General features: G+C 67.9%; 20 protein-coding genes. 9 read left to right on the top strand and 11 right to left on the bottom strand.

Annotation, left to right across the window (positions count from 1 at the left end; translation table 11 throughout):
- Positions 1–466 (top strand): type II secretion system F family protein (locus KDH83_RS17470; RefSeq protein WP_212318148.1); only part of this gene is annotated, 466 nt, incomplete at its 5' end.
- Between the two features lie 233 nt (positions 467–699).
- Here KDH83_RS17470 and KDH83_RS32605 read toward each other — a convergent pair.
- A complete protein-coding gene (locus tag KDH83_RS32605) occupies positions 700–1503 on the bottom strand; it encodes a BPSS1780 family membrane protein (protein ID WP_249205174.1) in 804 nt (267 codons plus the stop codon).
- Positions 1504–1571: 68 nt separating this feature from the next.
- The gene (locus tag KDH83_RS17460; protein WP_212318146.1) at positions 1572–2540 is read right to left on the bottom strand and encodes a homoserine kinase; all 969 of its coding nucleotides are present in this window, start codon (positions 2538–2540) and stop codon (positions 1572–1574) included.
- 185 nt (positions 2541–2725) lie between these two features.
- Here KDH83_RS17460 and dusA point away from each other — a divergent pair, with 185 nt between their 5' ends.
- Positions 2726–3742, top strand: a complete 1017-nt coding sequence (gene dusA / locus KDH83_RS17455) for a tRNA dihydrouridine(20/20a) synthase DusA (protein WP_212318144.1) — start codon at positions 2726–2728, stop codon at positions 3740–3742.
- Positions 3743–4004: 262 nt separating this feature from the next.
- On the opposite strand, the gene KDH83_RS17450 is transcribed toward dusA, so the two are convergent.
- Both KDH83_RS17450 and KDH83_RS17445 read right to left on the bottom strand, forming a co-directional pair.
- Complete coding sequence (locus KDH83_RS17450; protein ID WP_103275285.1) at positions 4005–4457, bottom strand: CBS domain-containing protein; 453 nt, start codon at positions 4455–4457, stop codon at positions 4005–4007.
- A 35-nt stretch (positions 4458–4492) separates the two neighbouring features.
- The gene (locus KDH83_RS17445) at positions 4493–5809 is read right to left on the bottom strand and encodes a YihY family inner membrane protein (RefSeq protein ID WP_212318142.1); all 1317 of its coding nucleotides are present in this window, start codon (positions 5807–5809) and stop codon (positions 4493–4495) included.
- 17 nt (positions 5810–5826) lie between these two features.
- Here KDH83_RS17445 and KDH83_RS17440 point away from each other — a divergent pair, with 17 nt between their 5' ends.
- The 3 genes from KDH83_RS17440 (at position 5827) to KDH83_RS17430 (ending at position 8618) form a co-directional block, all read left to right on the top strand.
- Positions 5827–6198, top strand: a complete 372-nt coding sequence (locus KDH83_RS17440) for a DUF2069 domain-containing protein (RefSeq protein WP_103275283.1) — start codon at positions 5827–5829, stop codon at positions 6196–6198.
- Positions 6195–7682: a protein adenylyltransferase SelO gene (locus KDH83_RS17435; protein ID WP_212318140.1), complete on the top strand. Its 1488-nt coding sequence runs from the start codon at positions 6195–6197 to the stop codon at positions 7680–7682. The genes KDH83_RS17440 and KDH83_RS17435 overlap by 4 nt, the downstream gene beginning before the upstream one ends.
- A 216-nt stretch (positions 7683–7898) precedes the next feature.
- A complete protein-coding gene (locus KDH83_RS17430; RefSeq protein ID WP_103275281.1) occupies positions 7899–8618 on the top strand; it encodes a response regulator transcription factor in 720 nt (239 codons plus the stop codon).
- Positions 8619–8639: 21 nt separating this feature from the next.
- On the opposite strand, the gene KDH83_RS32600 is transcribed toward KDH83_RS17430, so the two are convergent.
- Both KDH83_RS32600 and KDH83_RS17420 read right to left on the bottom strand, forming a co-directional pair.
- Positions 8640–10142 carry a HAMP domain-containing sensor histidine kinase gene (locus KDH83_RS32600; RefSeq protein WP_249205173.1) on the bottom strand — a complete coding sequence of 501 codons (1503 nt, stop codon included), beginning with the start codon at positions 10140–10142 and terminating at the stop codon, positions 8640–8642.
- Between the two features lie 11 nt (positions 10143–10153).
- Complete coding sequence (locus tag KDH83_RS17420) at positions 10154–12124, bottom strand: bifunctional diguanylate cyclase/phosphodiesterase (protein ID WP_212318138.1); 1971 nt, start codon at positions 12122–12124, stop codon at positions 10154–10156.
- Positions 12125–12660: 536 nt separating this feature from the next.
- Here KDH83_RS17420 and KDH83_RS17415 point away from each other — a divergent pair.
- The 3 genes from KDH83_RS17415 to KDH83_RS17405 all read left to right on the top strand — a co-directional run bounded on the left by KDH83_RS17415 (position 12661) and on the right by KDH83_RS17405 (position 16043).
- Entirely contained in the window at positions 12661–14043 is a 1383-nt protein-coding gene (locus KDH83_RS17415) for a GGDEF domain-containing phosphodiesterase (protein ID WP_212318136.1), read from the top strand.
- Positions 14044–14082: 39 nt separating this feature from the next.
- Positions 14083–15153: a chorismate synthase gene (gene aroC, locus KDH83_RS17410; protein ID WP_212318134.1), complete on the top strand. Its 1071-nt coding sequence runs from the start codon at positions 14083–14085 to the stop codon at positions 15151–15153.
- 65 nt (positions 15154–15218) lie between these two features.
- On the top strand, positions 15219–16043 hold the full coding sequence (locus tag KDH83_RS17405) for a M48 family metallopeptidase (protein WP_249205171.1): 825 nt from the start codon (positions 15219–15221) through the stop codon (positions 16041–16043).
- A 47-nt stretch (positions 16044–16090) separates the two neighbouring features.
- On the opposite strand, the gene KDH83_RS17400 is transcribed toward KDH83_RS17405, so the two are convergent.
- Together KDH83_RS17400 and KDH83_RS17395 are read right to left on the bottom strand one after the other, a co-directional pair.
- Positions 16091–17092 carry a tripartite tricarboxylate transporter substrate binding protein gene (locus KDH83_RS17400; protein ID WP_212318130.1) on the bottom strand — a complete coding sequence of 334 codons (1002 nt, stop codon included), beginning with the start codon at positions 17090–17092 and terminating at the stop codon, positions 16091–16093.
- Between the two features lie 26 nt (positions 17093–17118).
- Complete coding sequence (locus tag KDH83_RS17395) at positions 17119–17922, bottom strand: alpha/beta hydrolase (protein WP_212318128.1); 804 nt, start codon at positions 17920–17922, stop codon at positions 17119–17121.
- A 260-nt stretch (positions 17923–18182) separates the two neighbouring features.
- Between KDH83_RS17395 and KDH83_RS17390 the strand changes: the two genes are divergently transcribed.
- A complete protein-coding gene (locus tag KDH83_RS17390; protein WP_212318125.1) occupies positions 18183–19124 on the top strand; it encodes a LysR family transcriptional regulator in 942 nt (313 codons plus the stop codon).
- A gap of 49 nt (positions 19125–19173) precedes the next feature.
- On the opposite strand, the gene KDH83_RS17385 is transcribed toward KDH83_RS17390, so the two are convergent.
- The 3 genes from KDH83_RS17385 to KDH83_RS17375 form a co-directional block, all read right to left on the bottom strand.
- The gene (locus tag KDH83_RS17385; RefSeq protein ID WP_212318123.1) at positions 19174–21144 is read right to left on the bottom strand and encodes a LapD/MoxY N-terminal periplasmic domain-containing protein; all 1971 of its coding nucleotides are present in this window, start codon (positions 21142–21144) and stop codon (positions 19174–19176) included.
- 17 nt (positions 21145–21161) lie between these two features.
- Positions 21162–21845 (bottom strand): transglutaminase-like cysteine peptidase, encoded by a 684-nt coding sequence (locus KDH83_RS17380; protein WP_212318121.1) that lies wholly within the window; start codon positions 21843–21845, stop codon positions 21162–21164.
- 113 nt (positions 21846–21958) lie between these two features.
- Positions 21959–24741, bottom strand: a 2783-nt coding sequence (locus KDH83_RS17375; RefSeq protein WP_212318119.1) for a VCBS domain-containing protein, incomplete at its 5' end; no start/stop codon positions are given.

Below are 24741 nucleotides of genomic sequence, written 5' to 3'. Positions count from 1 at the left end.
GGCCGCCCGGCTTGCGCGCGACATCGAGCGCGACCTGCCCTTCGTGTTCGACATGATGGTCCTGTGCGTGGAAGCCGGAATGAGCGTGCAGGGCGCGCTGCAACTGGCCGCGCGCAGCGGTCCGCCGGGCCTGCTGCGCGACGCGCTGGACCGCGCGCTGGTCGAGATGCGCGCCGGCGTGCCGCAAGCGGCCGCGATCCGGCTGCTGGCTCGGCGCAGCGGCAGCGCCCTGGCGGCCCACTGGGCCGTGGCGATGGCGCAGGCAGAGGCCCTGGGCGGGAACCTGGGGCCGGTGCTGCGCGCGCTGGCCGCGCACGGTCGCGACGACAGGCGGATCCGGGCGGAGCAGATGGCCCTGCAGGCGCCGGTGAAAATGCTGTTGCCGCTGATCGGCTGCATTTTTCCCTGCACCTTCATCGTGCTGGCCTTTCCGGTCGTGGTGCAGCTGTCGTGGAGCCTGCCTTGACTCGCCGGGCGCCGTCGATGGCGCGGCTCCGGCTGCTGCGGGTGGATGGCTGGTGGGGGCGGATGCGGGGGCTGGCGTGGCGCAAGCCCCCGGGCCCGAGGTCGGGCATCCTGCTCACGCCGTGTTTCGCGGTGCACACCTTCGGCATGCGCCATCCCATAGACGTGGCCTTCATATCGCGCTCGGGGCGCGTGCTTGAACTGCGCCGGGCGCTGGGGCCGCGGCGCGTGGCGCTATGCCTGGGCGCCGTCGCCGTGGTCGAGCTGCGCGGCGGCGTCGTTGATGCCGAACACGGAGGTGTAGGCCGGATAGAAGCTGCAGTACAGCACGCCGCCCGCCGCGATATTGAACGGCACCTGCAGCGTGCCCGCGAACTGCGGCGACAGGCCGATGGTCACGAGCATGCCGGCGCACAGGTCGATGAACAGGAACACCATCACCCAGGCGGCGCCGTACACCAGGAAGGCCCATTTGTTGCGCCAGCAGGCGACGCCGGAGAAGAACAGCGCCTGCGTCAGGCGCAGGCCGTGCCAGGCCACCAGGACGGGCGCATGCCAGAACAGCGCGGCGACGATCACGTACAGCACGCCGAAGACGGTCAGGGGGACCATCAGGGCCGACAGCAGCGGCGTGATGTCCTTTTCCATCGAGGCCACGCGCACGGCCTCGGACAGCGAGCCGGAGAACGGCAGGAAGGCCAGCAGGCCGATCACCATGCAGAGCGCCGCATAGAGCAGGCCCATGAGGAACAGCTTGCGAAAGACGCCGGGCTTTTGCAGCGGCTTGGGCCACATGGACGGGAGCATGACGCGGTCGGCCTCCACGTGCTTGCACGCGGACAGCGTCATCAGCGTGACGATGGGCATGAGCGCCACGAACAGGATTGGCCCTACCGGCGGGATCGCCGTCGCGAAAATGACCAGGAGGCTGATGGCCATGGCCCAGAGGAACATGGCCAGGGGCTGCTTGCGGAACAGGCGGAAACCGTCCCGGACCCATTGCCAGCCGGAAGACGCGGGGAGGTATGCTGCTTGCATGGTGTGGTCTGTTGGATGATCTCTCGAAAGTGAACGCGCCGTGCCCCCCATTATGGGGGGCACGATTGTTACGGCAACTCCGGCAAGCCCGGGAGGTGGCGCGCTTGCAACACTCTTTCGAAATGGCGGGGGTCGTGCGGCTTGAGCGTCTGCGCCGGCCTGGGCAGGAAATAGTCGTACAGGCGCGACAGCCAGAAGCGCAGCGCGGCGCCGCGCAGCATCAGCGGCCAGGCTTGCCGTTCGGCGTCGGTGAAGGGCCGCACCTCGGCATAGGCCCGCAGCCAGGACTGCACCAGCTCGGGAATGAACGCGCCGGTGTCCCGCTCGATGCACCAGTCGTTGACGCTGACCGCCACGTCGAACAGCCAGGTGTCGCAGCCCGCGAAATAGAAATCGATGAAGCCGCCCATCAAGGGATCATCGAAGGTGCCGGCGAACAGCACGTTGTCGCGGAACAGGTCGCAGTGCGCCGGACCGGCGGGCAGGCTTTGCCAGGACGCGGTGGCGCTGGCGGCCTGCTGCTCGGCCAATTCCGTCGACAGCAGGCGGGCCTGGCCTTCGTCCAGGAAGGGCATGACCTTGGGGGCGGTTTCCAGCCACCAGGACAGGCCGCGCAGATTGGGCTGGCGTATCGGGAAGTCCTGGGCGGCCAGGTGGGTGCGGGCCAGCGTGGCGCCGGCCAGCGCGCAATGCGCCGCGCCGGGCGCGGGCTCATAGCCGCCCGGCAGGCGCGTGACGATGGCGCAGGGCTTGCCGTGCAGGGTCGTCAGGCGCGTGCCGTCGCGCAGGGTCTGCGGCTGCGGCACCGGGATGCCGCGTTCGGCCAGCTGGTGCATCAGCTCGATATAGAACGGCAGCTGTGCGTGCGTCAGCACCTCGAACAGCGTCAAGACGTATTCGCCGCGCGAGGTGTAAAGAAAGTAGTTGGTGTTTTCTATGCCCGCCGTGATCCCCCGCAGCGAAATGAATTCGCCCAGGTCGAAATGCGCCAGCAGGGCGCGCGCGTCGTCGTCGGATACGGGGGTGAATACGGCCATTGAGCTTGAGGAAACCAGGGGTTGACGGGGCGGGCGGCTTGGGCGCGGGCGCGCCTGTCCGGGCGGCCGCGGCGCAATTTTAGACCACATGGCGGGTGTGCCGCGCAAGACCGCCGGCAGCGCGGCGGGCAGAATCCGCGTGGGGGCCGTAAAATACCGCATCCCCTTGTTTTGACGAGCTATTCTTGGACTCCCCCGACTGGCGGCTGTGCGTCGCCCCCATGATCGACGTGACCGACCGCCATTGCCGCTATTTCCACCGGCTGCTGGCGCCGCGGGCGCGGCTGTACACGGAAATGATCACCACCGGCGCGCTGCTGCATGGCAACGTCGCGCGGCACCTGGATTTCGACGAGGCCGAGCATCCCGTGGCCCTGCAGCTGGGCGGCAGCGAGCCGGACGCGCTGGCGCAATGCGCCAGGCTGGGCCGACAATGGGGCTACGACGAAATCAACCTGAACTGCGGCTGCCCCTCGGAGCGCGTGCAGCGCGGCGCATTCGGCGCCTGTCTGATGGCCGAACCCGACCTGGTCGCCGACTGCATCAAGGCCATGCAGGACGCCGTGGACATCCCCGTGACCGTCAAGCATCGCCTGGGGCTGGACTACGACGACTCGTATGCATTCGTCCGCGACTTCGTCGGCAAGATCCACGACACCGGCTGCCGCGTCTTCATCGCCCATGCGCGCAACGCGGTGCTCAAGGGGCTGTCGCCCAAGGACAACCGGGAGATCCCGCCGCTGCGCTACGACGTGGTCACGCGGCTGAAGCGCGATTTTCCGGATTCCATATTCGTGCTCAATGGCGGCCTGGCCGATGCGGCCCAGTCGGTGGGCGCGGCGGCCGAGTTCGACGGCGTGATGCTGGGCCGCGCGGCCTGGCATACGCCGCGCGTGCTGTCCGAGGTGTCCTTGCAGCTTTGGCCCTCGGTCCGCCTGCCCAGCGACGCGCAGGTGGTGGATGCCATGATGGCCTACGCCGCCAGGCAGGTGGCCCAGGGCGTGCCGCTGCGCGTGATGACGCGTCCCATGCTCGGCCTGGTCAACGGCCAGACCGGCGCGCGCCGCTGGCGCCGCATGCTGTCCGACCCGACGCTGCTGGCCGCCAACAATCCCGGCCTGATCTACGACGCCTGGCGCACCCAGACCCAGGCCCCGAGCCGCCACGACGCCACGCTCGAAGCCGCCCAGGCCGGCATCTGAACGACGCACAAGCGACAAACAAAAACGCCCCGGGCACAAGCCGCCCGGGGCGTTTGAATTCACGGCACACGCCAACCTCTCAAGAAGAAAGCCACCTCACAAACTGGCAACCCTCTCCCAAAGCCGGGCCGCACGGAGCCGGCTTCGCCGGTCCGTAGCGGCGCCCCTTGAGGGGGAGCGCGAAGCGCTTCGGGGGTGGGCTTATCCCTCCGGTCCGTAGCGGCGCCCCTTGAGGGGGGAGCGCGCAGCGCTCGGGGTGGGCCTACCGTTCAGCGCCTTCCAGCGGCCAGTCGCGGATATACGCCTTGAGCATGTTGTTCTCGAACTTCTGCGCCGCGACGATGGCCTGCGCCATGTCATAGAACGAGATCACGCCCATCAGCGTCGGACCGTCCATGACGGGGATGTAGCGCGCGTGCTTTTCAAGCATCAGGCGCTGGACCTCGTCGGCGCTGGTGTTGGGCGACACGCTGACCGGGGCGTCGTCCATGATGGCGCGGATGGTGGTGTCGCCCAGCATGCCGCCATGCTCGTGCATGTGGCGGATGATCTCGCGGAACGTGAGCATGCCCGTCAGGGTGCCCAGTTCCATGATGACGAGCGAGCCGATATCCTGCTCGCTCATGGTTTGCACGGCTTGCGACACCGGCATGTCCGGCGACGCCGTATAGAGCGTGTCGCCCTTGACGCGCAGAATCTCGCTGACCTTCAACATCGGTTCCTCCCGGGCGGATTGCGCCCTGATTTCATTTAAGTGTTCTTGCGCGCTTCCGTCCCGAGGGCTGGAACCACTTCATTTCCGGTATTTTGCGCTTCTTGGCACAGATCTTCCAGCGTGGGCGCCGGCTGGCCGCCCAGGACGGACGCCGCCACCTGCAGGATTTCGGCGTCATTGCGCACGCGCGGGCGGGTCTGGTCCAGCAGGAAGCGCTCCACCACGGGCGCCATCGAGGTCTGGCGGGCGTCGCAGGCCAGCATCCAGTTGCCTTCCGTGCTGCGCGCGATCAGGCCCATGTCGTTCAGGGTTTCGAGCACGGCGTTCAGCTCATCCTGATGCAGCCGCAACTGCCTGGCCAGGGCGCTGGCCGCCAGGCCCGGCGGGTTGGCGGTCTGGGCACGGCGCAGCGCGCGCAATGCGTCCAGCGCGTCGACGTAGGCCGCGCCCGGGTAGCGGTTGATTTCCCAGCGTCCCAGCCGGATCATGGGCGCGCTGGCGGCCAGGGTGGCGCCCAGCAGCACGGCGAGCCAGGACAGATAGATCCACAGCAGGAAGATCGGCAGGGTGGCGAAGGCGCCGTAGATGATGGTGTAGGTGGGGAAGCGGGTCAGGTAGTAGGCGAAGGCCGACTTCATGATTTCCAGCACGATGGCGGTCACGAAGCCGCCGACCAGCGCGTCGCGCCACAGCACGTCGCGGTTGGGCACCACCACGAACAGGCCGGCAAAGCCCAGCCCCGTCAGCACCAGCGGGATCAGGGAAACCGCCATGCTGACGATCTCGGGCACGTCGCGCACCAGCCCCATCGATTCGCGCGCCACGAAGGACGTGGCCCAGAGGCTGGCCCCGGCCACCACCGGCCCCAGCGTGATGACCGCCCAGTACACCAGCGCCCGTTGCGGCAGCGGCCGCTGGCGGGTGACGTGCCAGATGTCGTTGAACGCCTTGTCGATCGTCATGATCAGCAATAGCGAGGTGACCAGCAGGAAGGCGCCGCCGATGGCCGTCAGCCGCGAGGCCTGGCGCGCGAACTGGTTCAGGTACTCCATGATGTTGTCCGACACGGACGGCGGCATCAGGCTGTTGGCGAGGAAGTCCTCCAGCGCCACGCGGAATTCCTGGAACACGGGAAAGGCGGTGAACAGCGACAGCACCACGGCCAGCATGGGCACGATGGCCAGCACGGTGGTGAAGGTGAGGCTGGACGCGACCTGCAGCAGCTTCTCTTCGTCGGCGCGCTGGGACGTGAAGCGCCAGGCGCGGCGGACCTTCGTCGCCCAGGACGCGCGCGGGGACGAGGGCGCAGTGGCCGCCGACGCGGCGGCGGCGGGCTCGGCGGGGCGATTCATCAGGCGATAATAGCAGCATGAACCCTGAACTCAATCCTCGCCTGCGCCTGCTGGCATCGGCATCGCTGTTCGCCCTGATCGTGCTGTGCGTGGCCTGGGAAAGCGTGGTCGCGCCGCTGCGTCCCGGCGGGTCCTGGATGCTGCTCAAGGCGCTGCCGCTGGCCTTTCCGCTGCGGGGCATCCTGCGCGGCAACCTGTATACCTATCAGTGGGCGTCCATGCTGTCGCTGCTATATCTGATGGAAGGCGTGGTTCGCGCCATGTCCGATCCCGCGCCCTTGTCCGTGGCCATGGCCTGGGGCGAGATCCTGCTGTCGACCGTGTTCTTCGTCAGCGCCATTTTCTATGTGCGGCCCGCCAAGCGCGCCGCGCGGAGGCAACGCGCATGACTGCCCGCACCTTGAACGCGCTGACCACGGTCAATTCCTTCGCGGCCCTGCCCGATGCCTTCCATACCCGGTTGGCGCCCCAGCCGCTGAGCCATCCGCGCCTGCTGCACGCCAATCCCGATGCCGCCGCGCTGATCGGGCTGGACCCGTCGGCCTTCGCGACGCCGGAATTCCTGGCCGTGTTTTCCGGCCAGCAGCCGCTGCCCGGCGGCGACACGCTGGCCGCCGTCTACAGCGGCCACCAGTTCGGCATCTGGGCCGGCCAGCTGGGCGACGGACGCGCGCATCTGCTGGGCGAGGTGCAGGGGCCGGCCGGCAGCTGGGAGCTGCAGCTCAAGGGCGCCGGCATGACGCCGTATTCGCGCATGGGCGACGGCCGCGCGGTGCTGCGTTCGTCGGTGCGCGAATACCTGGCCGGCGAGGCCATGCACGGCCTGGGCATCCCGACGACGCGCGCGCTGTGCCTGGTGGCGTCGGACGATCCGGTGTACCGCGAGACCGTGGAAACCGCCGCCATCGTCACGCGCATGGCGCCCAGCTTCGTGCGCTTCGGCTCGTTCGAGCACTGGTCGGCGCGGCGCGACCTCGACCGCCTGGCGACGCTGGCCGATTACGTGATCGACCGCTACTATCCCGAATGCCGCGAGACGCGGGCGGGCGAGCCGGCGGACCCGAACGCGGCCGTCACCAACCTGCTGCGCGAAGTGACGCGGCGCACGGCGCTGCTGATGGCCGACTGGCAGTCCGTGGGCTTCTGCCACGGCGTGATGAACACCGACAACATGTCCATCCTGGGCCTGACGCTGGACTACGGTCCGTATGGCTTCATGGATGGATTCAAGCTGGCGCACATCTGCAATCACTCCGACACGCAGGGCCGCTATTCCTGGAACCGGCAGCCGTCGGTGGCGCTGTGGAACCTGTATCGCCTGGGCGGCAGCCTGCACAGCCTGACCCAGGACGCGGATGCGCTGCGCGCGGTGCTGGACGAATTCGAAGCGGTGTTCACGCGCGCGTTTCACGCCCGCATGGGCGCCAAGCTGGGCCTGGCGTCGTGGCGTCCCGAGGACGAGGCGCTGCTGGATGACCTGCTCAAGCTCATGGATGCGAACCAGGCCGATTTCACGCTGTGCTGGCGCCGCCTGGCCGATGCGGTGCTGGGGCGTCGCAGCGCGTTCGAGGACCTGTTCATCGATCGTCCCGCCGCGTCGGCATGGCTGGATCGCCTGCTGGCGCGTCAGGCCGCCGACAGCAGGCCGGCGCAGGAAACTGCCCAGGCCATGAATCGGGTCAATCCGCTGTACGTGCTGCGCAATCATCTGGCGGAGCAGGCGATCCGGGCGGCGCAGCAGGGAGACGCGGGCGAGATCGGGACGCTGCTGCAGCTGTTGCGCGACCCGTACACGGCACGCAGTGGTTACGAGGCGTATGCGGGGCTGCCTCCGGACTGGGCGGGCGGCATCGAAGTCAGCTGCTCGTCCTGAGCAGTGGTTTAAGGTTGCGAAAGAGGGGGCAGGTGCTGATCTGACGGCTATTTACGCGAAAAACCAGTGTTAGGAAGTGAAATATGGCGTTTTTTTTCACTGCAATCATTAGTTTCCATTGTAAAAGTCGTAAGATTGTCGCCTGCGGGACACTCGGGATGGCTTGCCGCATCCCTGGGGCATTTGTCGACAATATTTGAATAAAGCACTCTGAATATGCCTGGCGCGGATGGTTTGCTGTGTATCGGCTTGCTTGAGGATGATGCGGACTTCCGGGAGGAGTTGGCGTTGGGCCTGGGCGGCTATGGTTTCCGGGTGGCGTTCGCCTGTGACAATGCGGCGGCGTTCTATCGCCGGCTGCAGGAGCAGCCGTGCGACATCGTCATACTCGACGCGCACCTGCCCGGCGAGGACGGTTTCTCGGTCGCGACCCGCTTGCGGGCGCTCAGTCCGGTCGGCATCGTCATGCTGACCGGTCGCAGCGCGCTGGAAGACCGCGTGCGCGGCCTGGAGGGCGGCGCCGACGTGTACATGACCAAGCCGGTCGACCTGCTCGAACTGAGCTCGGTGATCCGCAGCCTGGCGCGCCGCATGCGGCTGGCCAAGGCCCCGCGGCCCGCCGATGCCGAAACGCGCACGCCGGCCGAGTCTTCCTGGTCGCTGCAGGATGGCGGCTGGATCCTGGTCGCGCCCGATGGCGCTTCGCTGCATCTGAGCGCGCAGGAGCGCACGTTCCTGATGGCCTTGATGGATGCCGCCGGCAGCGCGGTCAGCCGGCAGGCGCTGGCTGAATTGTTCCTGCCCGAGAGTCCGGGCGGGTTCGAGTTGCGCCGCATCGACGTGCTGGTCAGCCGCCTGCGCGCCAAGGCGCAGAGCGCCGGCCTGAAGCTGCCCGTGCTGTCCGTGCGCGGACAGGGCTACGTGTTCGCGGCCTGAGCGCCGCGTCCGTTGGCCGCGTCAGGCGGGCGGCGAGACCGGCAGGGTGATGACGAAGCGGCTGCCGGCGCCGATCCGGCTGGTCATGGTCAGCGAGCCGCCCTGGCTTTCGCAGATGCGCCGCGCCAGATAAAGCCCGACGCCCAGTCCCGATGTCTCGCGATGCGCCGCGCGCCGAAAGCGCGGTTCGAAAATCCGCTGCTGGTCTTCTTCTCCGATGCCCGGGCCACGATCGACGACGGCGATCCATGCCTGGTGCACGCCATCCGCCATGCCCGCGCCGGCCTCGATCCGGATGGACTCGCTGGCGGGCGAATACTTGACGGCGTTATGGATCAGGTTGCGCAGGACCACGCTGGTCAGCGAACGATCGCAATAGGCGGGCAGGGCGCCGTCGGCGTTCAGCACCAGGGCGTGCGCGGTATCGGGACGCATCGCGGTCACCACGTCGCGCGCCATCGCCGCCAGGTCGATGGCTTCGCCGCGCGGGGTCAGCGCCTGTTCCTCGCGGCGGTCCTGTGTCAGCAGCTGTTCCATCAATTCGGTCATGCGCGTCACCGAGCGGTGGATGCGCGCCAGGCGGTTGTCCACGGCTTCGCCATTGCCCGCCAGGATCATGTCCAGGGATTGCGCCGCCGCGCTGATGGTGGCGAGCGGCGCGCGCAGCTCATGCGACAGCAGGGCATTCATCTGGCGTTGCGTGTCCAGGGCGCCGGCCAGTTCGGCCAGGCGCAGCTCGTCCTGGGCCTGATGGCCCGCCGCCGAGGGCGTCTGCGCCGGCAGTGACGAGGCGCTGGCGCGCGCGTGCCGATCCGCCAGGGCGCAATACCACAGCGCCAGCGCCACCAGCAGCAGGCGCGCCAGTTCCAGCAAGCTGGCCGGCGAGCCCGCGCCGGCGCCGGGCCAGGCATCGCGCCCGATCAGCCAGACGGACAGCGCATGGCCGGCGGCCAGGACCAGGCAGGCCACGCGGCGCGGACCCGGGCGCGCGCCAGCGGCCAGCAGGGCCGCCGTCAAGGGCAGGCTGGCCGCCGCGCAAGCGCCTGCGATGGCGGCCGACGCCGCGCCGTCATGCGTTTCGTAGATGAAGATCAGGGCCAGCGAGGCCAGCGCGGCCAGTCCGATGCTGCCCCAGCGGCAGGCCGCCGCCAGCCCGCGCAGGCCGGCGGATCCCGCGAGGAAGGGCGCCGTCAGCGCGAGCAGCGCGGCATAGGAGCCGGCCTGCAAGGCGCCGGCCGGCAGCAGGTTCGGCAGGGTGCGGAACAGCCCTTCAAGCAGCAGGAACACGACGCCCGCGGCTTGCACGCTGTCGCGGGTCCGCGTCCAGGCGGCCGCGCAGACCAGCGCGCACGCCAGGGCGGCGCCGGCGATCAGGCCCGCGTGCACGCCCGCCTGGGCGGCAAGTTCCGCCTGGGCCCGGGCGGCGCCGGGCCATGCCAATAGCGCGCACAACGCGCCCGCCCAGCGTCGGGTGGATGCCGCCGCGGCGCGGGCGGGCGGCAGGCGAGTGCGGGAACGGGGCAACAGTCCTTCCGTCAACTAGGAACCCATTGGTGGTCGGGAGCAAGATCATGCGGGCGGGCGAAGTTTACGCCAGCGCCGCGCAGGGCGTGGATGCCGATTTTCTCCAGAATGGATTGCGTGGCTGTGTCCGGCACGTCTTCGGCGTATACCGCCATGCCCAGCGTCTGCGCGGCCGCCGCGACCGTGGCCGCCAGATGCTGGCTGCCGGGGCTGCGCAACAGCCCGGCGACGAACCCGCCGCCGAGCTTCAGGTAGGAGAACGGGAATTCGTGCAGATGCTCCAGGGCGCCGAAGTGCTGCGACAGGCGGGTCAGCCCGACGCGCGCGCCGGCCTGGGTGGCCAGGCGGCACAGCTCGCGCATCTCGGTGTTTTGCTCGATCAGGCCGGTGGCATCCACTTCGATGATCAGCCTCCGGGTGAGGGCGGGTCGGTCGCCGAGCATCTTTTCCAGCCGGGCCAGGAAGCCGGGCTGCGACAGCGAGCCCAGCGCCACGGGCGCCGCGAGCGCCCCGTGTTGCGCGTACAGCCAGTCCAGCCCCAGCCGCAGCGCCTGGATATCGCATTCGGCCGACAGGCCGAGCCGCACAGCCGGCGGCATGAAGATGGAGGCGGGCACGGGGTCGGCGCCCGACGCGTCGTGCAGCGTCAGGCTGGCCTCGTGATGAAGCAGCCCGCCCGAGACGTCCTGCAGGGCCTGTACCGCCAGCGCGAACTTGTGTTGTTCCAGCGCGGTGGTCAGCGCGTCGTGCCAGCTGTATTCGCCGATGCGGGTGCTGTCGGCGGCCTGGCTGGCGGGCGCGATCTGGTCATCGTCGGCGCTTTCGGAGCACATCAGCGCATGGTCCAGCCGTGCCAGCGTGTCGCTCATGCCGTCGCCGGGCGCGAATTCGGCCATGGCCAGCGCCCAGCGGCACCAGCCGTGCTTGCCCATTGGCACGCGCAGCGAGTGCAGTTCGCGGCGCACGCGCTCGGCCAGCACGCCGGCTTGCGGCGCGCTGCTGCGAGGCATCAGCAGGGCGAAATCGGAGCCGCCGATCCGGGCCAGCAGCGCCTGGGAGCCGCCCTGCGCGTCGACCAGCCTGCGCAGGCGGTCGGCGGAAGAGCGCAGCCACTGGTCGGTGAACGCACGCGACAGGTGGCGGTTGATCTGCGCCAGGTCGCGCTGGCGGAACATGAGCAGGTGGCCGCCCGCCTCGGCGGTCCGGTCGCTCAGCGCCGCGCGGAAACGATCCATGAAATATTTGCGGTTCGGCAGCCAGGTGACGGCGTCGCGGTGGATCTCGCTTTGCAGCGATTCGATCCGCGCGTTCTGCTCCTCGACCGTGGCGTCGACCTGGCGGCGGGCGTCGACCAGGGCCTGGTCGACGCCTTCCAGGCCACAGGAGCCGGATGGCGAGGCATCGGCGCCCGGCGCCAGGGCGCGCACGCGCTGACTGATGTCACGCGACGCGCTGGTTTCGATGCGGCGCGCCAGGCTGACGGCGAACAGCGCCCAGAACAGGCCGGCGCTCAGCGCCAACCCCACGGCGCGGACGCCGCCCTGCCAAAGCGTATCGTTCGCCAGCGTGGCGTCGCCCTGGACGGTGACCGTGCCGCGCGCGGCGCCGTCGGGGCTGGCGTATGGGAGCGAGACCGCCGGCGCCCGCAGGGAGAACCAGCGTTCGTGCCAGGCGCCTGAGCCGGCGTCCGTGGCGGCGGCCGGGCCGCGCTCCACGCTGTCGCCGGATGCATCGTCGGCAATCCTGAGACGTGCGTACAGCCCCTGGCTGTACAGTTCGTCAGCCAGAACCTCACGCTCGTGAGAAGTGGAGGGCGCTCGACCCAGGACCCAGGCGAGCGTGCGCGCGCCGCTTTCGCTTTGCTGCGCCAGTTGCCGGCTCAGGTGGCGATGGGCGGTCAGCATGCCCAGTGCCTGGGCGCCAAGCAGGACGATGCCTGCGAGCAGGGCGGAACACAGGAGTAACCGGCGTAGTTTCGACATGTGTGCGGAATTCCCTTCGTGGCCAGCGCCGTTGCCGGTGTCGCGGATTGCCGGCCAGCCCGTCAAAAGGGGAGCGACGGGCCGCCGATGTGCCCGATCGGGAAGAAACCTGGATAAGAAACGTGACACACGTTACTAATACCTCAGCGGCGCTTCCTGCGCTGTAATTCGGCATGTCACAGAACATACAGAATATTACGAAATCTGCTGCGACATCAGACAACCTGTGCAATTATTTCGCTCGTGATAATTGCTCCCGATGACAACTATTGAGATAAGGCGTATTAATTTTTCGGACTCATGTGTCGTAGTAGGAGCAAGGCATGGCGCGACGCGGCGGCCGGTAACCGCTATCGCAGGACTGTCATGCATAAACGCGAGCAATCACCAGACAGCAGCAATCGAGGGAAACGGGGCGCGTTGCCCCCAGAAGTGTGGCGTTTTTTTGCGAAAATAATGCATAATTTAAAAAATGTTACAGACCTTGGGTTCAACTCCGGACCGCGACGCCAAGGGTTTCTAGATAGGGGGGCTCCGTGCGTGAGAGTTACCTGCTCGCACTGTGCCTGACGCTCGCGGGCGCACTTGCGGCGATATGTTTGCTTTTCGTGCGGCGGGAGCGCGTGCTGCGCCACCGCCTGACGCGCGACGAGGCCACGGGGGTCCTTAGCCAGCGGGAACTGCAGCGCCGCGCGCGCGCCTGGCTGGCCCAGGCCGAGGGCCATGCCCGCCGCGGCGCCTTTTTCCTGGTGCGTTTCGAGCAGTACGCCGAGATCAGCGCCATGCTGCGCGCGGGCGAGGACCAGGCCTTGCTGGCGCTGGTCGCGCAGCGCCTGAGCCTGGTCGCCCGGGCGCTGGGCGGCATCGTGGGCCGCTGCGGCCTGGATACGTTCACGGTCTGCGTGCCCGATGTGGACGAGCAGGGCGCTGCCCAGGTCTCGACCAAGCTGCTCGAGGACCTGGGCGCGTCCTACGAGCTGGGCGGCCGTCCGCTGATCGCCGTGTTTCGCGTGGGCGCGGCGCTGTATCCCGAGCATGGCCGCACGGTCGAGGAGCTGCAGCGTTGCGTGCAGGTCTCCATGGTGCCCCTGAAGGAGCGCGAAGGGCCGGGCTGGAACATGTTCGATTTCCGCCTGCTGGCGCGGCAGCGGGACCGGCAGGGCCTGGAGAACGACCTGCGGCTGGCGCTCACCACGCGGAACATGGAGCAGTTCGAGCTGTACTACCAGCCCGTCTGCGACAGTGCTTCCGGCCTGGTGGAGGGATGCGAGGCGCTGCTGCGCTGGCATCATCCGGTGCTGGGCAGCGTTTCCCCGGCCGTGACCATCGAACTGGCCGAGCGCAGCGGCCTGATCGTGCCGCTGGGCGCATGGATCCTGGAGCGGGCCTGCTCCCAGGCCACTCAATGGCCGGCCGCCTGGCGCGTGCACGTGAATCTGTCGGTCAAGCAGATGAACGAGGACGGCCTGGTGCAGCTGGTGTCCGACGTGCTGGCCGATACCAAGCTGGCGGCGCGCAAGCTGGTGCTGGAAGTCACCGAATCCATCTTCATCCTGCATTACGAACGGCACGTCAAGATCCTGAACACGCTGCGCGCCAAGGGCATCGGCGTGGCGCTGGACGACTTCGGCTGCGGCTATTCCAGCCTGAACCATCTGCGGCACCTGCCCATCGACTGGGTCAAGATCGACCGCAGCTTCATTTCCGCGCTGGAGTCCGATGCTGGCAGCAGGGAAGTCGTGTCGGCGCTGTTCGGCCTGTGCCAGGCCATGCACCTGCCGGTGGTGGCCGAGGGCGTGGAGACCGAAGGCCAGCGCGAGATCCTGAAGGCGCTGGGCTGCCGCGTCATGCAGGGATTCCTGCTCGGCCGGCCCGCGCCGGCGGCGGAAATCCAGGCTTTGGCCTCGGCGGTGTCATAATCGGGGTTGCGTGCAAACCCCGACCTCATTGGCTTCCTTATGTCCGGCAATACCCTCGGTACCCTTTTCACCGTCACGAATTTCGGCGAGTCCCACGGGCCGGCCATCGGTTGCGTCGTGGACGGCTGCCCTCCGGGCCTGGAACTGGACGCGACCGACATCCAGCGCGAACTGGATCGCCGTCGTCCCGGCACCTCTCGCCACGTGACGCAGCGCCAGGAAGCCGACCAGGTCGAGATCCTGTCGGGCGTCTATGAAGGCGTCACCACGGGAACGCCCATCGGCCTGCTCATCCGCAACACCGACGCGCGCAGCAAGGACTACACCAATATCGCCGACACCTTCCGTCCCGGCCACGCCGACTACGCCTACTGGCGCAAGTTCGGCGTGCGCGATCCGCGCGGCGGCGGGCGCTCGTCGGCGCGGCTGACGGCGCCCACGGTGGCGGCCGGCGCCATCGCCAAGAAATGGCTGGCCGAATGCCACGGCGTGCGCGTGCGCGGCTACATGAGCCAGCTCGGCCCGATCCCGATTCCCTTCATCTCCTGGGACGAAGTGCCCAACAATCCGTTCTACGCGCCCAACGCCGACATCATCCCGGAGCTGGAAGCCTATATGGACCAGCTGCGCCGCGACGGCGACTCGGTCGGCGCGCGCATCGAGGTCGTGGCCGAGAACCTGCCCGCGGGCTGGGGCGAGCCGATCTATGACCGGCTCGACGCCGACATCGCCCACGTCATGATGGGCCTGAACGCGGTCAAGGGCGTGTCCATCGGCGCCGGCTTCGATTGCATCGCCCAGCGCGGCTCCGAGCATGGCGACGAGATCACGCCGGACGGTTTCCTGAGCAACAACGCCGGTGGCGTGCTGGGCGGCATTTCCACCGGCCAGCCGATCACGGTATCGCTGGCGATCAAGCCCACGTCCAGCATCCGCGTCGAGCGCCAGTCGGTCAATCGCGCCAACGAGCCCGTCACGGTGCAGACGCTGGGTCGCCACGATCCCTGCGTCGGCATCCGCGCCACGCCCATCGCCGAGGCCATGCTGGCCCTGGTGCTGATCGATCATGCGCTGCGTCATCGCGCGCAGTGCGCGGACGTTTCCGTCTGATAAGCTTGCCGTCCTGTCGCCATGATGGCGGATCTGAGGTCTTCATGAGTCGGATTTTCCCTGCCATGCGCGCCCTGGGGGCCGCCTTCGTCTTTGCCGTGCTGGCGGGTTGCACGGGCATGAACACCACGCAGTCGGGCGCCATCGGCGTCAACCGCACGCAATACATGTCCAGCATGGTGCCGGCCCAGGCGCTCGAACAAGAGGCCGGCCAGCAGTACGGCGACATCCTGAAGCAGGCCAAGGCCAAGAACCTGCTGGACCGCGATCCCGCGCAAGTGGCGCGCGCCCGCACGATCTCGCAGCGGCTGATCTCGCAGGCCGGCGTGTTCCGGCCCGATGCGGCAAGCTGGAAATGGGAAGTGCACGTGCTGTCCAGCGACGAGGTCAACGCCTGGTGCATGCCGGGCGGCAAGATCGCCGTCTACACGGGACTGCTGAACAAGATCAAACCCACCGATGACGAGTTGGCCGCCGTGCTGGGCCACGAGATTTCCCACGCCTTGCGCGAACATGCGCGCGAGCGCGTGTCGCAGCAGATGGTGACCAATCTGGGGCTGTCGGTGCTGTCCATCGCCACGGGTTCCAAGGAAGCCGGCAACCTGGGCGGCAAGCTGACCAGCGTGATGTTCACGCTGCCCAACAGCCGCACCCATGAAACCGAGGCCGACCGCATGGGCGTGGAACTGGCCGCGCGCGCCGGCTACGATCCGCGCGCCGCCGTCACGCTGTGGCAGAAGATGGGCGCGGCGGACGGCGGCCAGGCGCCGCCCGAATTCCTGTCCACCCACCCGTCGGCCGCCTCGCGCATCAGCGATCTGCAGGTGGCGTCGGAGCAGGTCCTGCCGCTGTACGAGCAGGCCAAGGGCAAGGGCCGCGCGGTCCGCTGAGGCGCGCCGCCGCCCGGCGCCGGACCGCGCAGGGCAATCCCGGGCGGCTACCGCGCCATCATGCCCAGCTCCTTGAGCAGGGGCAGCAGCGCCGCCCGCTCGGCGTGATATTCCTCCTCGAAGGCTTGCGGCGTGTTGCCGATGGCCTCGAAACCGATCGATACCAGGAATTCCTTCATGGCCGCGTCCTGCACGCTCACGCCGATGGCCTGCGCCATGCGCGCCAGCGCCGCGGGAGGCATGCGGGCGGGAGCGGCGATGCCGGCCCAGGTCGGGTTGCCGAAGACGAAATCGTCGTAGCCCGCTTGCGCGAAGGTGGGCACGCCGGGCAACAGCGCGGCCCGGCCGTCGCCGACCACGGCAAGCGGCTTGATCCTGCCTTGTTCGATCAGCGGCAGGGCCACCTGCGGCGACAGGAAGGTCATGTCCACTTCGTTCGCCAGTACGTCCTGCAACGCCGGCGGCGATCCGCGATAAGGCACCTCGGTCAAGGCCACGCCGGCCTTGCGCGCAAGGCTCTCCATGACCTGCGCGGGCATCGTGCCGGGCCCCCATGATCCATAGGTGACGTTGGCCTTGCCCGGCTTGAGCAGGGCGACCAGCTCGGCGAGCGAGCCCGGCCCGAACTTCGGATTCGCCACCAGCACGGTCGGACTGGCGCCGATCTTGCTGATCAGCGAGAAATCCGCCTGGGGATCGTAGGGCAGCGACTTCATCACCGCCAGCGCGGTGATGAAGGGCGAGTTGGTGGTGACCAGGAAGGTGTGCCCGTCCGTGGCGCGGGCGACCTCGGCGGCGGCCAGCACGCCGGCCGCGCCGGGCTTGTTCTCGACCACGACGGCCACGCCGAGCTGCCGGGACAGCGATTCCGCCAGCCGGCGCGAAATCACGTCCAGCGGCGCGCCGGGCGGCGAGGTGCAGACCAGCCGCACGGTGCGCGACGGAAAGGTCTCGCGCGCCGCCGCGGCGGGCACGGACGCCGGAAAGGCCAGGGCGCCGGCCAGCGTACCGGCCAAGGCGCGGGCGAGGAATCTGCGGCGGGTATGCATGCGGCTTCTCCTTGGGTGACGAAGCGTCAGGCCTGGGGCGCGGCGCGGCTCGGCGCGTGGCGCGCCAGGAAGGCGTCCAGCGTTCGGTTGAAGGCGGGCGCGTCCTCGAAGTAGGTGGAGTGTCCGGTGTCGGGGAAGGTATGGGCGGTGGCGCCGGGAATCAGCGTGGCGACGTGCAGATGGCTTTCCCCGTTCAGGAAGTCGTCGTGCGAACCGCCGGCGACGAGCGTCGGCACGGCATAGCCGGCGAAGTCCCGGGGATGCAGCCGGACGCGCTCGTCCATCATCGGCGTGGAGTCGAAGCCGGGGTTCAGCTGCTTGATCTGGGCATACAGGAACATCAGCTCCGGGCGTTCCCGGGCGGTCTTGCGGTTCCAGCCCACGGCCGCGTCGCGTTCGGCGCCGGCCTCGTTGAAGATGCCGGTGGCGCGGCGCAGCGTGCGCCAGTTTTCCTCCGAATAGGCCGGCGTGGGCGAGCCGTTGATGAACAGGCAGCTCACGCGTTCCGGGTGGCGCACGGCCAGCGGCAGGCCTGCCCAGGCGCCCAGCGACTGGCACACCAGCGCCGCGGACGAGATGCCCTCGGCATCCAGCACGGCCAGCAGGTCGTCGGGGAAGTCCGCCGGATGCGAGACCACGCCGGGCGCCAGCACCGAGCGGTGAAAGCCTCGCAGATCCATCGTGATGACGCGGTAGCGGTCGCGAAAGTGCATGACCTGCTGGCAGAAGGCCAGCGTGTTGCCGCCGCCGCCGTGGATGAAGACCAAGGGATGGCCCGAGCCATGCGTTTCATAGTAGAGCGTGGCGTCCTTGCGAGCGATCGTGGGCATGGCAATGTCTCCTTGAGGGTTGTTCTTGTGTTTTGAGCGTTAGCGCATTGTTCGGCACGGCGCCGCGCCGCGCAAAACACAAATTGTTTGAGGCATGCGTTTTGCTTATCGCTTCCGGGATGCGCGCCAGGCGCGGGGGCGGTCCGCGGATTGCCGCGCCTGTGGCTTATTGCTATCGTTCGCGCGAACGCGGGCATTCCGGACGGAAGCCTCCGGACGCGGGCATTCCATTCCACGCAGGCATTCCTCTTGGGGCCGCCATGAAACTCAAGCAATTGCAGGCCCTGCGGGCGGTCGCCGAAACCGGCAGCCTGCAAGGCGCGGCCGGGCGTCTCTGCGTGACCCAGCCCGCCGTCAGCCGCGCGATCATCGATCTGGAGTCGGAACTTGGCGTTCCGCTGCTGACGCGGACGGCGCGCGGGGCATCGTTGACCGAGTTCGGCGCGTCCATCCTGAAGCGGGCGCTGCTCATCGACCGCGAGGTCGGGCGCATCTACGATGCCGCCGATGCCGCGCGCGGCGCCGCCGGCGGCAGCCTGTGCATCGCGATCACGCCCGTGTCCGCCACCGAGGCGTTCCTCGACGCCGTGACCGCGTTCGCCGCCGAGCGGCCCGACGTGCGGCTCAGCATCCTGGAACTGCGCCGCGCGCAGATCGTGGCCGGCCTCAAGGACGGCAGCCTGGATATCGCCCTGTACACCGAATACGGCCTGCTGGAGGACGCCGCGCCGCACTACCGGCTGGAGTCGCTGTATGAGATCGGCTCGGCGCTGGCCGTCAGCGGCGGGTATGCGGGTCCGCTGGATGTCAGCGCCGAAGACCTGCAGGCGCAGCGCTGGATGGTGTTGGACGCGGCCAGCGATGAATCAAGCCTGATGCGCGTGCTGTTTTCCAAGCACGGCCTGGCGCCGCCTGCGCGCGTGTTGCGCTGCTCGTCCGCCTATGTCTACGCCAATCTGGTCACGCGGATGGATGTGGTGTCGATCTGGAGCGATGCCGGCGCGAAAGTGTTGGACGAGCGTCTGCGCAGCGGGGCGCTGCGCAGGCTGAACGTGGCCGGCGGCATGCCGCAAGGCGTGGTGTGCCTGGCCTACCCGGACGAGAATCTGATGACGCCCGCCGCGCGCGATTTCATCGCCTGGCTGCGCATGGCCTTGCGCAAGCCGGGTTCGAGCGCGGGCGTAACCGTGGGCATCGACTAGCGCGGCGCCGGGCGGCCTGGCGTGGACCGCCGCCAGGCGGCCATGCCGCTCAGCCCTGCCGGCCCTGCGGCCTGACGCCGGGACCGCGCATCACGTTGATGCCCAGGCCAGCCAGGATGCGCTGGGTTTCCGCGTCGGGCACGTCTTCCGCATACACCGCGATGTTCAGGGCGCGCGCCGTCTGCAGCACCGAGGCCGTCAGCTGCTGGCTGCCGGGGCTTTGCGACATGCCGCCCACGAAGCCGCCGCCCAGCTTCACGTAGGACAGCGGCAGCGTATGCAGCTGCGCCACCGCGCCGAATTGCTGCGCCAGCCGGCGCACGCCGATATGCGCGCCGAATTCCGACACCACCCGCGCCAGCGTGGCGATCTGCTCGTGGCATTCGACCAGGCCGTGGGCGTCGATTTCCAGGAACAGCCTGGGTGCCAGCGGGCGCTTCTCGGTCAGCAGCAGGGCCAACTGGCGGAAGAACTTCTGGCCGCGCAGCGAGGGCAGGGCGACGCGCACGGCCAGCTCGCCTTCGTTCGCCGCCAGCCATTGCAGGCCCAGCGCCACCGCCTGCAGGTCGCAGTCGGCCACCAGGTCCAGCCGCACCGCCGGCGGGATGAAGAGCGTGGCGGGGATGGGCATCTGGTCGGCGGCGGTGCGCAGCATCAGCATGGCCTCGGTCCGCACCAGGCCGCCGTTGGCGCTGGTCAGGGCCTCGGTGGCCAATTCGTAGCGGTTTTCCTCCAGCGCCGACTGGATGGCCTGCTTCCAGGCCTGCTCGCCGGCTTCCGACGGCGATTGGGTATCGGTGGCGCCCAGGATCACCACCTGATCGTTGCCGGCGCTCTCGGCCCGCATCAGGCCGAAATCCAGGCGCGACAGCACCGGACCCGCCTGGCTGCCGGCGCCGTAGTCGGTCATGGCCTGGGCCCAGCGGCACAGATGGCCTTCGCCCACGGGGATGCGCGAGGCATGCAGGTCGGTGCGCACGCGCTCGGCGATCATCATGGCTTGCGGCGCCGCGCAGCGCGGCAGCAGCAGCGCGAAGTCCGAACCGTTCAGGCGGGCCAGCAGCGCCGACCCCGCGTTCAGGCTGGCCAGCGAGGCCTGCACGCGTTCGCAGACCGCGCGCAGCCATTGGTCGATGAACTCGCGCGGCATGTGGCGGTTCAGGTCGGCCAGGTCGCGCTGGCGCAGCACCAGGACATGACCGCCGGTTTCGCCGCCGCGTCCGGAATCGGCCGGGGCGGGCGCTTCCAGCGCGCGGCGGAATTCGTTGACGAAGTACTTGCGGTTGGGCAGGCCGGTGACCGGATCCTGGTTCAGTTCCAGCTTCAGCGATTCGATCTGGGCATTCTGCTCCTCGACGCTGGCGTAGACGCGCTCGCGCGTCTGGTTCAACGCCTGCACCACGCCGGACAGTTCCGGCACGCGCGCCTCGACCTGTTGCGGCGGGGTGCTCTGGCCGATGCTGCGCACGTGCTCGCTGATCTCGCGCAGCAGGCGGTTCTTGATCCAGCGCACCAGCGCGAAGGCGAACAGGGCCCACAGCACGCCGGCGCCGACGACCAGCGCCACCATCTTCAGGCTGCTGCGCCACAGGGCTTCCCAGGCATAGGCATCGTTGGCGACCAGCGTCACCTCGCCGATCTGCCGCCAGCCGTCGCTGACCGCGTGGCTGGCCGTGCCCGAGGCCAGCGGCGCCAGCGTGCGGAACCAGCCCGGCACCGAGGCGGCCGTGGCGGTGGAGCGGCGCTCGATCAGCACCTTGCCTTCCGGGTCGCTCAGGCGCACCAGCGAGAAATGGCCGCCGTCGAACAGCGCCGACACCAGCAATTCCTGCAACACCGGATCATTGTTGGCCGGCTGCGACAGGGACAGCGCCAGCGACACCGAGGCATCCGTGCTCTGCACCTGCAGCTGGCCGGACAGGTATTCGCGCGCGGCGTTGACGCTCAGCGCCAGGGTGCCGAGCAGGATCACGCCGATGGCGATGGTTACGCTGAGCAGAAGCTGTCGAAGTATGGACATGGTCTTATTTCCAGGCGTCAGGGGCGGATGCCTTCCCGTTCCATTCGTTGAAGAAGGTCGCGCCAGCGGCTGAGGCGGTCAACCGGCGCGGCGGGCTTGCCATCCACATAGACCCCGTCGGCGTTGAAGCTGAACACCGGCGTCAGGTCGCGGCGCTGCGTGGCGGGCAGGATCGTCGAGATCAGGCTGTCCAGCACCAGCGGTACTGCATTGGGCGTTTCGTAGTAACCCAGCACCATGTGGGCGACCTGCGAGCTGCTGGCCGGGCCGCCGATGCGGGCGCGGACGTAGATGAAGCGCAGCTTGTTGGCCGGCACGCCCATGGACAACAAGGTGAAATACTTGCCGATGACGTAGTCCTCGCAGTCGCCGGCGCCCTTGCCCAGCGATTCCAGCGGCGTGGCCCAGTAGTCGGGCTGGCCCCAGATCACTGAGTCTTCTCCGGACATCACCGAACGGTTCCAGAAGTCGTTGACCAGCGTCAGCTTGTCGCGCTCGGCCGGCGGCAGCGGGCCGCGCAGCAATTGCAGCCAGCTGGCCACCGCCTTCGCGCCCTTGGCGCCATAGCGGCTGGCCGAGAGGCTTTGCAGCTTGTCGGCGTTGATCTCCAGGGCGAACGAGCCGCCCCAGATGCAGACCAGACAGAGCAAACCCAATCGGCACAGGTTCAGCGCGACGCGGAATCGGCGGGTCGATGGCATGAAACGGATTTTCACATTTTTCGCGTTACTACTGGCGACATCCGTTGAAAAAATGCAGGGGGAGGGGAGGCCGAATCCGGCCAGCCCCTCCCCCGGGTACTGCGTACTACGGTTTAGCTGTGGTCGACGTTCAGCTTGCCCTTCTGCAGCAGGTCATTGATGATGGCCTGGTTGTTGAGCTGGCCGCCTTGCGTCAGGTCGACGTTCTCCAGCACGATCTTCTGGTCGGCGCCCTGGGCAGCGAGCTGGCCCTTGGTGTTGACGTCGATGACCGTGTTGTTGCCTTCCTTGTGGAAGTTCAGGTACTGGGTCAGCGTGCTGTCCTTCTCGCCGACCAGCAGTTCCTTCAGATCCAGGATGTCGCCGCCATCGGTCGGCTTGGCGATCGAGAAGTCCTTGATCGTGTCCACCGCCGGCTTGGCCGTCGTGCCCTGGTCGTTCAGCTCCCACTTGAAGGTGTCGCTGCCGGCGCCGCCGACCAGCACGTCGTCGCCCTTGCCGCCGACCAGCAGGTCGTTGCCGTTGCCGCCTTCCAGGTAGTCGTTGCCGGTGCCACCATACAGCTTGTCGTCGCCGTCGCCGCCGTACAGCTTGTCGTCGCCCGCGCCGCCGTAGATGATGTCATTGCCATCGTCGCCGTACAGGGTGTCGTTGCCGCCCTGGCCGTAGATGATGTCGTTGCCCGTGCCGCCGTGGATGGTGTCATCCCCGCCGCGCGGATCATCGGTCACGTTGAAGTCGGCGTGGTGGTCCTTGATGTACTGGTACAGGTCGCCCGCGGTGGGCTTGTGTCCCAGGGTCAGCTCAAGGAACTTGTCCAGCGCGGCCAGGCCGGCGCCTTGCGGCAGGTCGGCGGGACGGCCGCCAGCCACCTTGCTCCAATCCAGGACGTTGCCATCGGTGTTGATGGTATCGCCGAAGATGATGTCGTTGCCGGCGCCGCCGTTGATGATGTCGTTGCCGACAGAGGCGGGATCCGTGCTGGACGAACCGCCTTGCAGCGCGGCGGCCAGTTCGCTGGCGGTGTTGACGATCTGGGGCTGGCCGACGGGGCCGGTGATGGGCTGCCAATATCCCCAATCGGTAAGCGTGCCCGTTCCGGTGACCTTCGAGTTGTCGAAGTACTTCAGGTAGCCCTCATTGACGCCCGAGCCTATGCCGATGGCATGCACGGTGCTCTTGCCGCTCAGGCCCTTGAAGGCGTCGACGGCATCCTTCATGTCCTTGTAGTCCGTCGTGCTGCCGCCGTTCCAACCACCGTTGCTGCCGCTGTTGCTGAAGGTCGGATCGCCGTCCGTCAGGAAGTAGGTGACGTTCTCGAACGTCTTGCCGTTGGACGTGGTGGGCTGGTTGTTGAACCACTTGAGCGCTTCCTTGAACGCGCCTTCGTAGTTGGTGCCGCCATCGGCGTACAAAGCTTGGATGGCCGAGATCAGGGTGCCGACGTTGCTCGCATTCAGACCGTTGATAGTCTTCAGGTTGGAGGCCGATGTGGAGAAGCCGATCAGCGTGACGTTGACCACGCCATCGTGGCCCGTCAGGCTGTTGGCCAGATTCTTCAGCGCCGCGATGGTCAGATCCATGCGCGACATGCCCTTCGTGCCGGAAGCGTAGTCCATGCTGCCCGACGTGTCGACGACGAGCGCGATGTTGTAGTTCTTGCCCGGTTCGACCGTCGTGACCGTGCCGCCCTTGTCGCCAAGGATGACGTCGTCGCCGCTGCCGCCGTTGATCGGCGGGTTGGTGCCGGTGCCGCTGCCTTCGTTGCCGCCCGAGATGAAGTTGTTGGTCTTGATCGCGAAGTTGTAGTCGCCCGACGTGTCCTTGCCGCCGTTGGCCGTGCCGCCGTCGTCGGTGACCTTGAAACCGAACGAGGTGTCCTGGCCCGAGGCGGACGGCGTGTAGACCAGCTTGCCCGCGGCGATGTCGGCGGCCGAGATCACGGTGTTCGCCGTGACCTGCTGGCCGTTCAGCGTCAGCGTGCCGTCGGTCGGCAGGCGCGTGATCATAACGCTCTGCAGGTTGTTGCCTTCCGCGCCATCGCTGAAGTTGAACTCGGCGATGGTGAACTTGTGGCTGGAGCCGGCATCCACGCTGGTGGAGTTGTCAGCGGCCACAGGCGCGTCGTTGGTGCCGACCACGTCGATCACGATGGTCTGCTTGGCCGAGCCGTCGGTGGAGCTGACTTCGAAGTTCTCCTTGATCACATCGCCGGCCTTCAGGTTCTGCACCAGCGGCGAGTCGTTGTTCAGCTTGTAGGTCCAGTTGCCGTTGGCGTCGATCGAGAACGTGCCGTACTTGCCCTGGACATTGGTCTGGGCGATGACGCCGCTCTGGCCGGCGTCCGCATCGGTGACCGTCAGCTTGCCGGACGAGGTCTGCGTGAAGTCCTCGATCACCTTGCCGGTGCTCTGGCCGGTGATCTTGGCGATGTCGTTGGTGCCGGTGATTTCGACGGAGATGGTCTTGGTATCGATGCCGCCATTGCCGTCGCTGACGGTCACGGTGATCTTGTCGGTGACCTTCTGGCCTTCAGTCAGGCCCTGGACGTTGGAGCTGTTGTTGTCCAGTACATAGGTCCACTTGCCATTGGCGTCGATGGTGAAAGTGCCATACACACCCTTGCCATCGCCACCCAGGGTCCAGGTGTGCTTGTCGTTGACGTCGACGTCGGTCTTGGTCAGCTGGCCGGACGTGGTCAGCGTGCCGTCTTCCTTGACGGCGCCGGTGAGCACGCCGCCCATGACCGGAGCGTCGTTGGTGCCGTTGATGGTGATGACGACCTGGCCCTTGGTGCCATCGGCGGTGGTGACAATGATGGTCTCGACCAGCTTCTCACCGACGCCCAGGGCTTGCACCTTGGGATCGCTGTTGTTCAGGTCGTACTTCCAGTTGC

Source organism: Achromobacter sp. Marseille-Q0513 (assembly GCF_018195695.1).
GTDB lineage: Bacteria > Pseudomonadota > Gammaproteobacteria > Burkholderiales > Burkholderiaceae_B > Achromobacter.
The sequence above is the reverse complement of the archived record's forward strand: the minus strand, read 5'-3'. Positions and strand labels throughout refer to the sequence as shown.

Bases quoted from the DNA above. Each gene is read 5' to 3' on its own strand.
- KDH83_RS17420 (WP_212318138.1), bottom strand. From the start codon at position 12,124: ATGTCGAAACTACGCCGGTTACTCCTGTGTTCCGCCCTGCTCGCAGGC.
- KDH83_RS17395 (WP_212318128.1), bottom strand. From the start codon at position 17,922: ATGCCCACGATCGCTCGCAAGGACGCCACGCTCTACTATGAAACGCAT.
- KDH83_RS17385 (WP_212318123.1), bottom strand. From the start codon at position 21,144: ATGTCCATACTTCGACAGCTTCTGCTCAGCGTAACCATCGCCATCGGC.
- KDH83_RS17460 (WP_212318146.1), bottom strand. From the start codon at position 2,540: ATGGCCGTATTCACCCCCGTATCCGACGACGACGCGCGCGCCCTGCTG.
- KDH83_RS17445 (WP_212318142.1), bottom strand. From the start codon at position 5,809: ATGAATCGCCCCGCCGAGCCCGCCGCCGCCGCGTCGGCGGCCACTGCG.
- aroC (WP_212318134.1), top strand. From the start codon at position 14,083: ATGTCCGGCAATACCCTCGGTACCCTTTTCACCGTCACGAATTTCGGC.
- KDH83_RS17405 (WP_249205171.1), top strand. From the start codon at position 15,219: ATGCGCGCCCTGGGGGCCGCCTTCGTCTTTGCCGTGCTGGCGGGTTGC.
- KDH83_RS17430 (WP_103275281.1), top strand. From the start codon at position 7,899: ATGCCTGGCGCGGATGGTTTGCTGTGTATCGGCTTGCTTGAGGATGAT.
- KDH83_RS17390 (WP_212318125.1), top strand. From the start codon at position 18,183: ATGAAACTCAAGCAATTGCAGGCCCTGCGGGCGGTCGCCGAAACCGGC.
- KDH83_RS17435 (WP_212318140.1), top strand. From the start codon at position 6,195: ATGACTGCCCGCACCTTGAACGCGCTGACCACGGTCAATTCCTTCGCG.
- KDH83_RS17440 (WP_103275283.1), top strand. From the start codon at position 5,827: ATGAACCCTGAACTCAATCCTCGCCTGCGCCTGCTGGCATCGGCATCG.
- KDH83_RS17400 (WP_212318130.1), bottom strand. From the start codon at position 17,092: ATGCATACCCGCCGCAGATTCCTCGCCCGCGCCTTGGCCGGTACGCTG.
- KDH83_RS32605 (WP_249205174.1), bottom strand. From the start codon at position 1,503: ATGCAAGCAGCATACCTCCCCGCGTCTTCCGGCTGGCAATGGGTCCGG.
- KDH83_RS17380 (WP_212318121.1), bottom strand. From the start codon at position 21,845: ATGCCATCGACCCGCCGATTCCGCGTCGCGCTGAACCTGTGCCGATTG.
- KDH83_RS17450 (WP_103275285.1), bottom strand. From the start codon at position 4,457: ATGTTGAAGGTCAGCGAGATTCTGCGCGTCAAGGGCGACACGCTCTAT.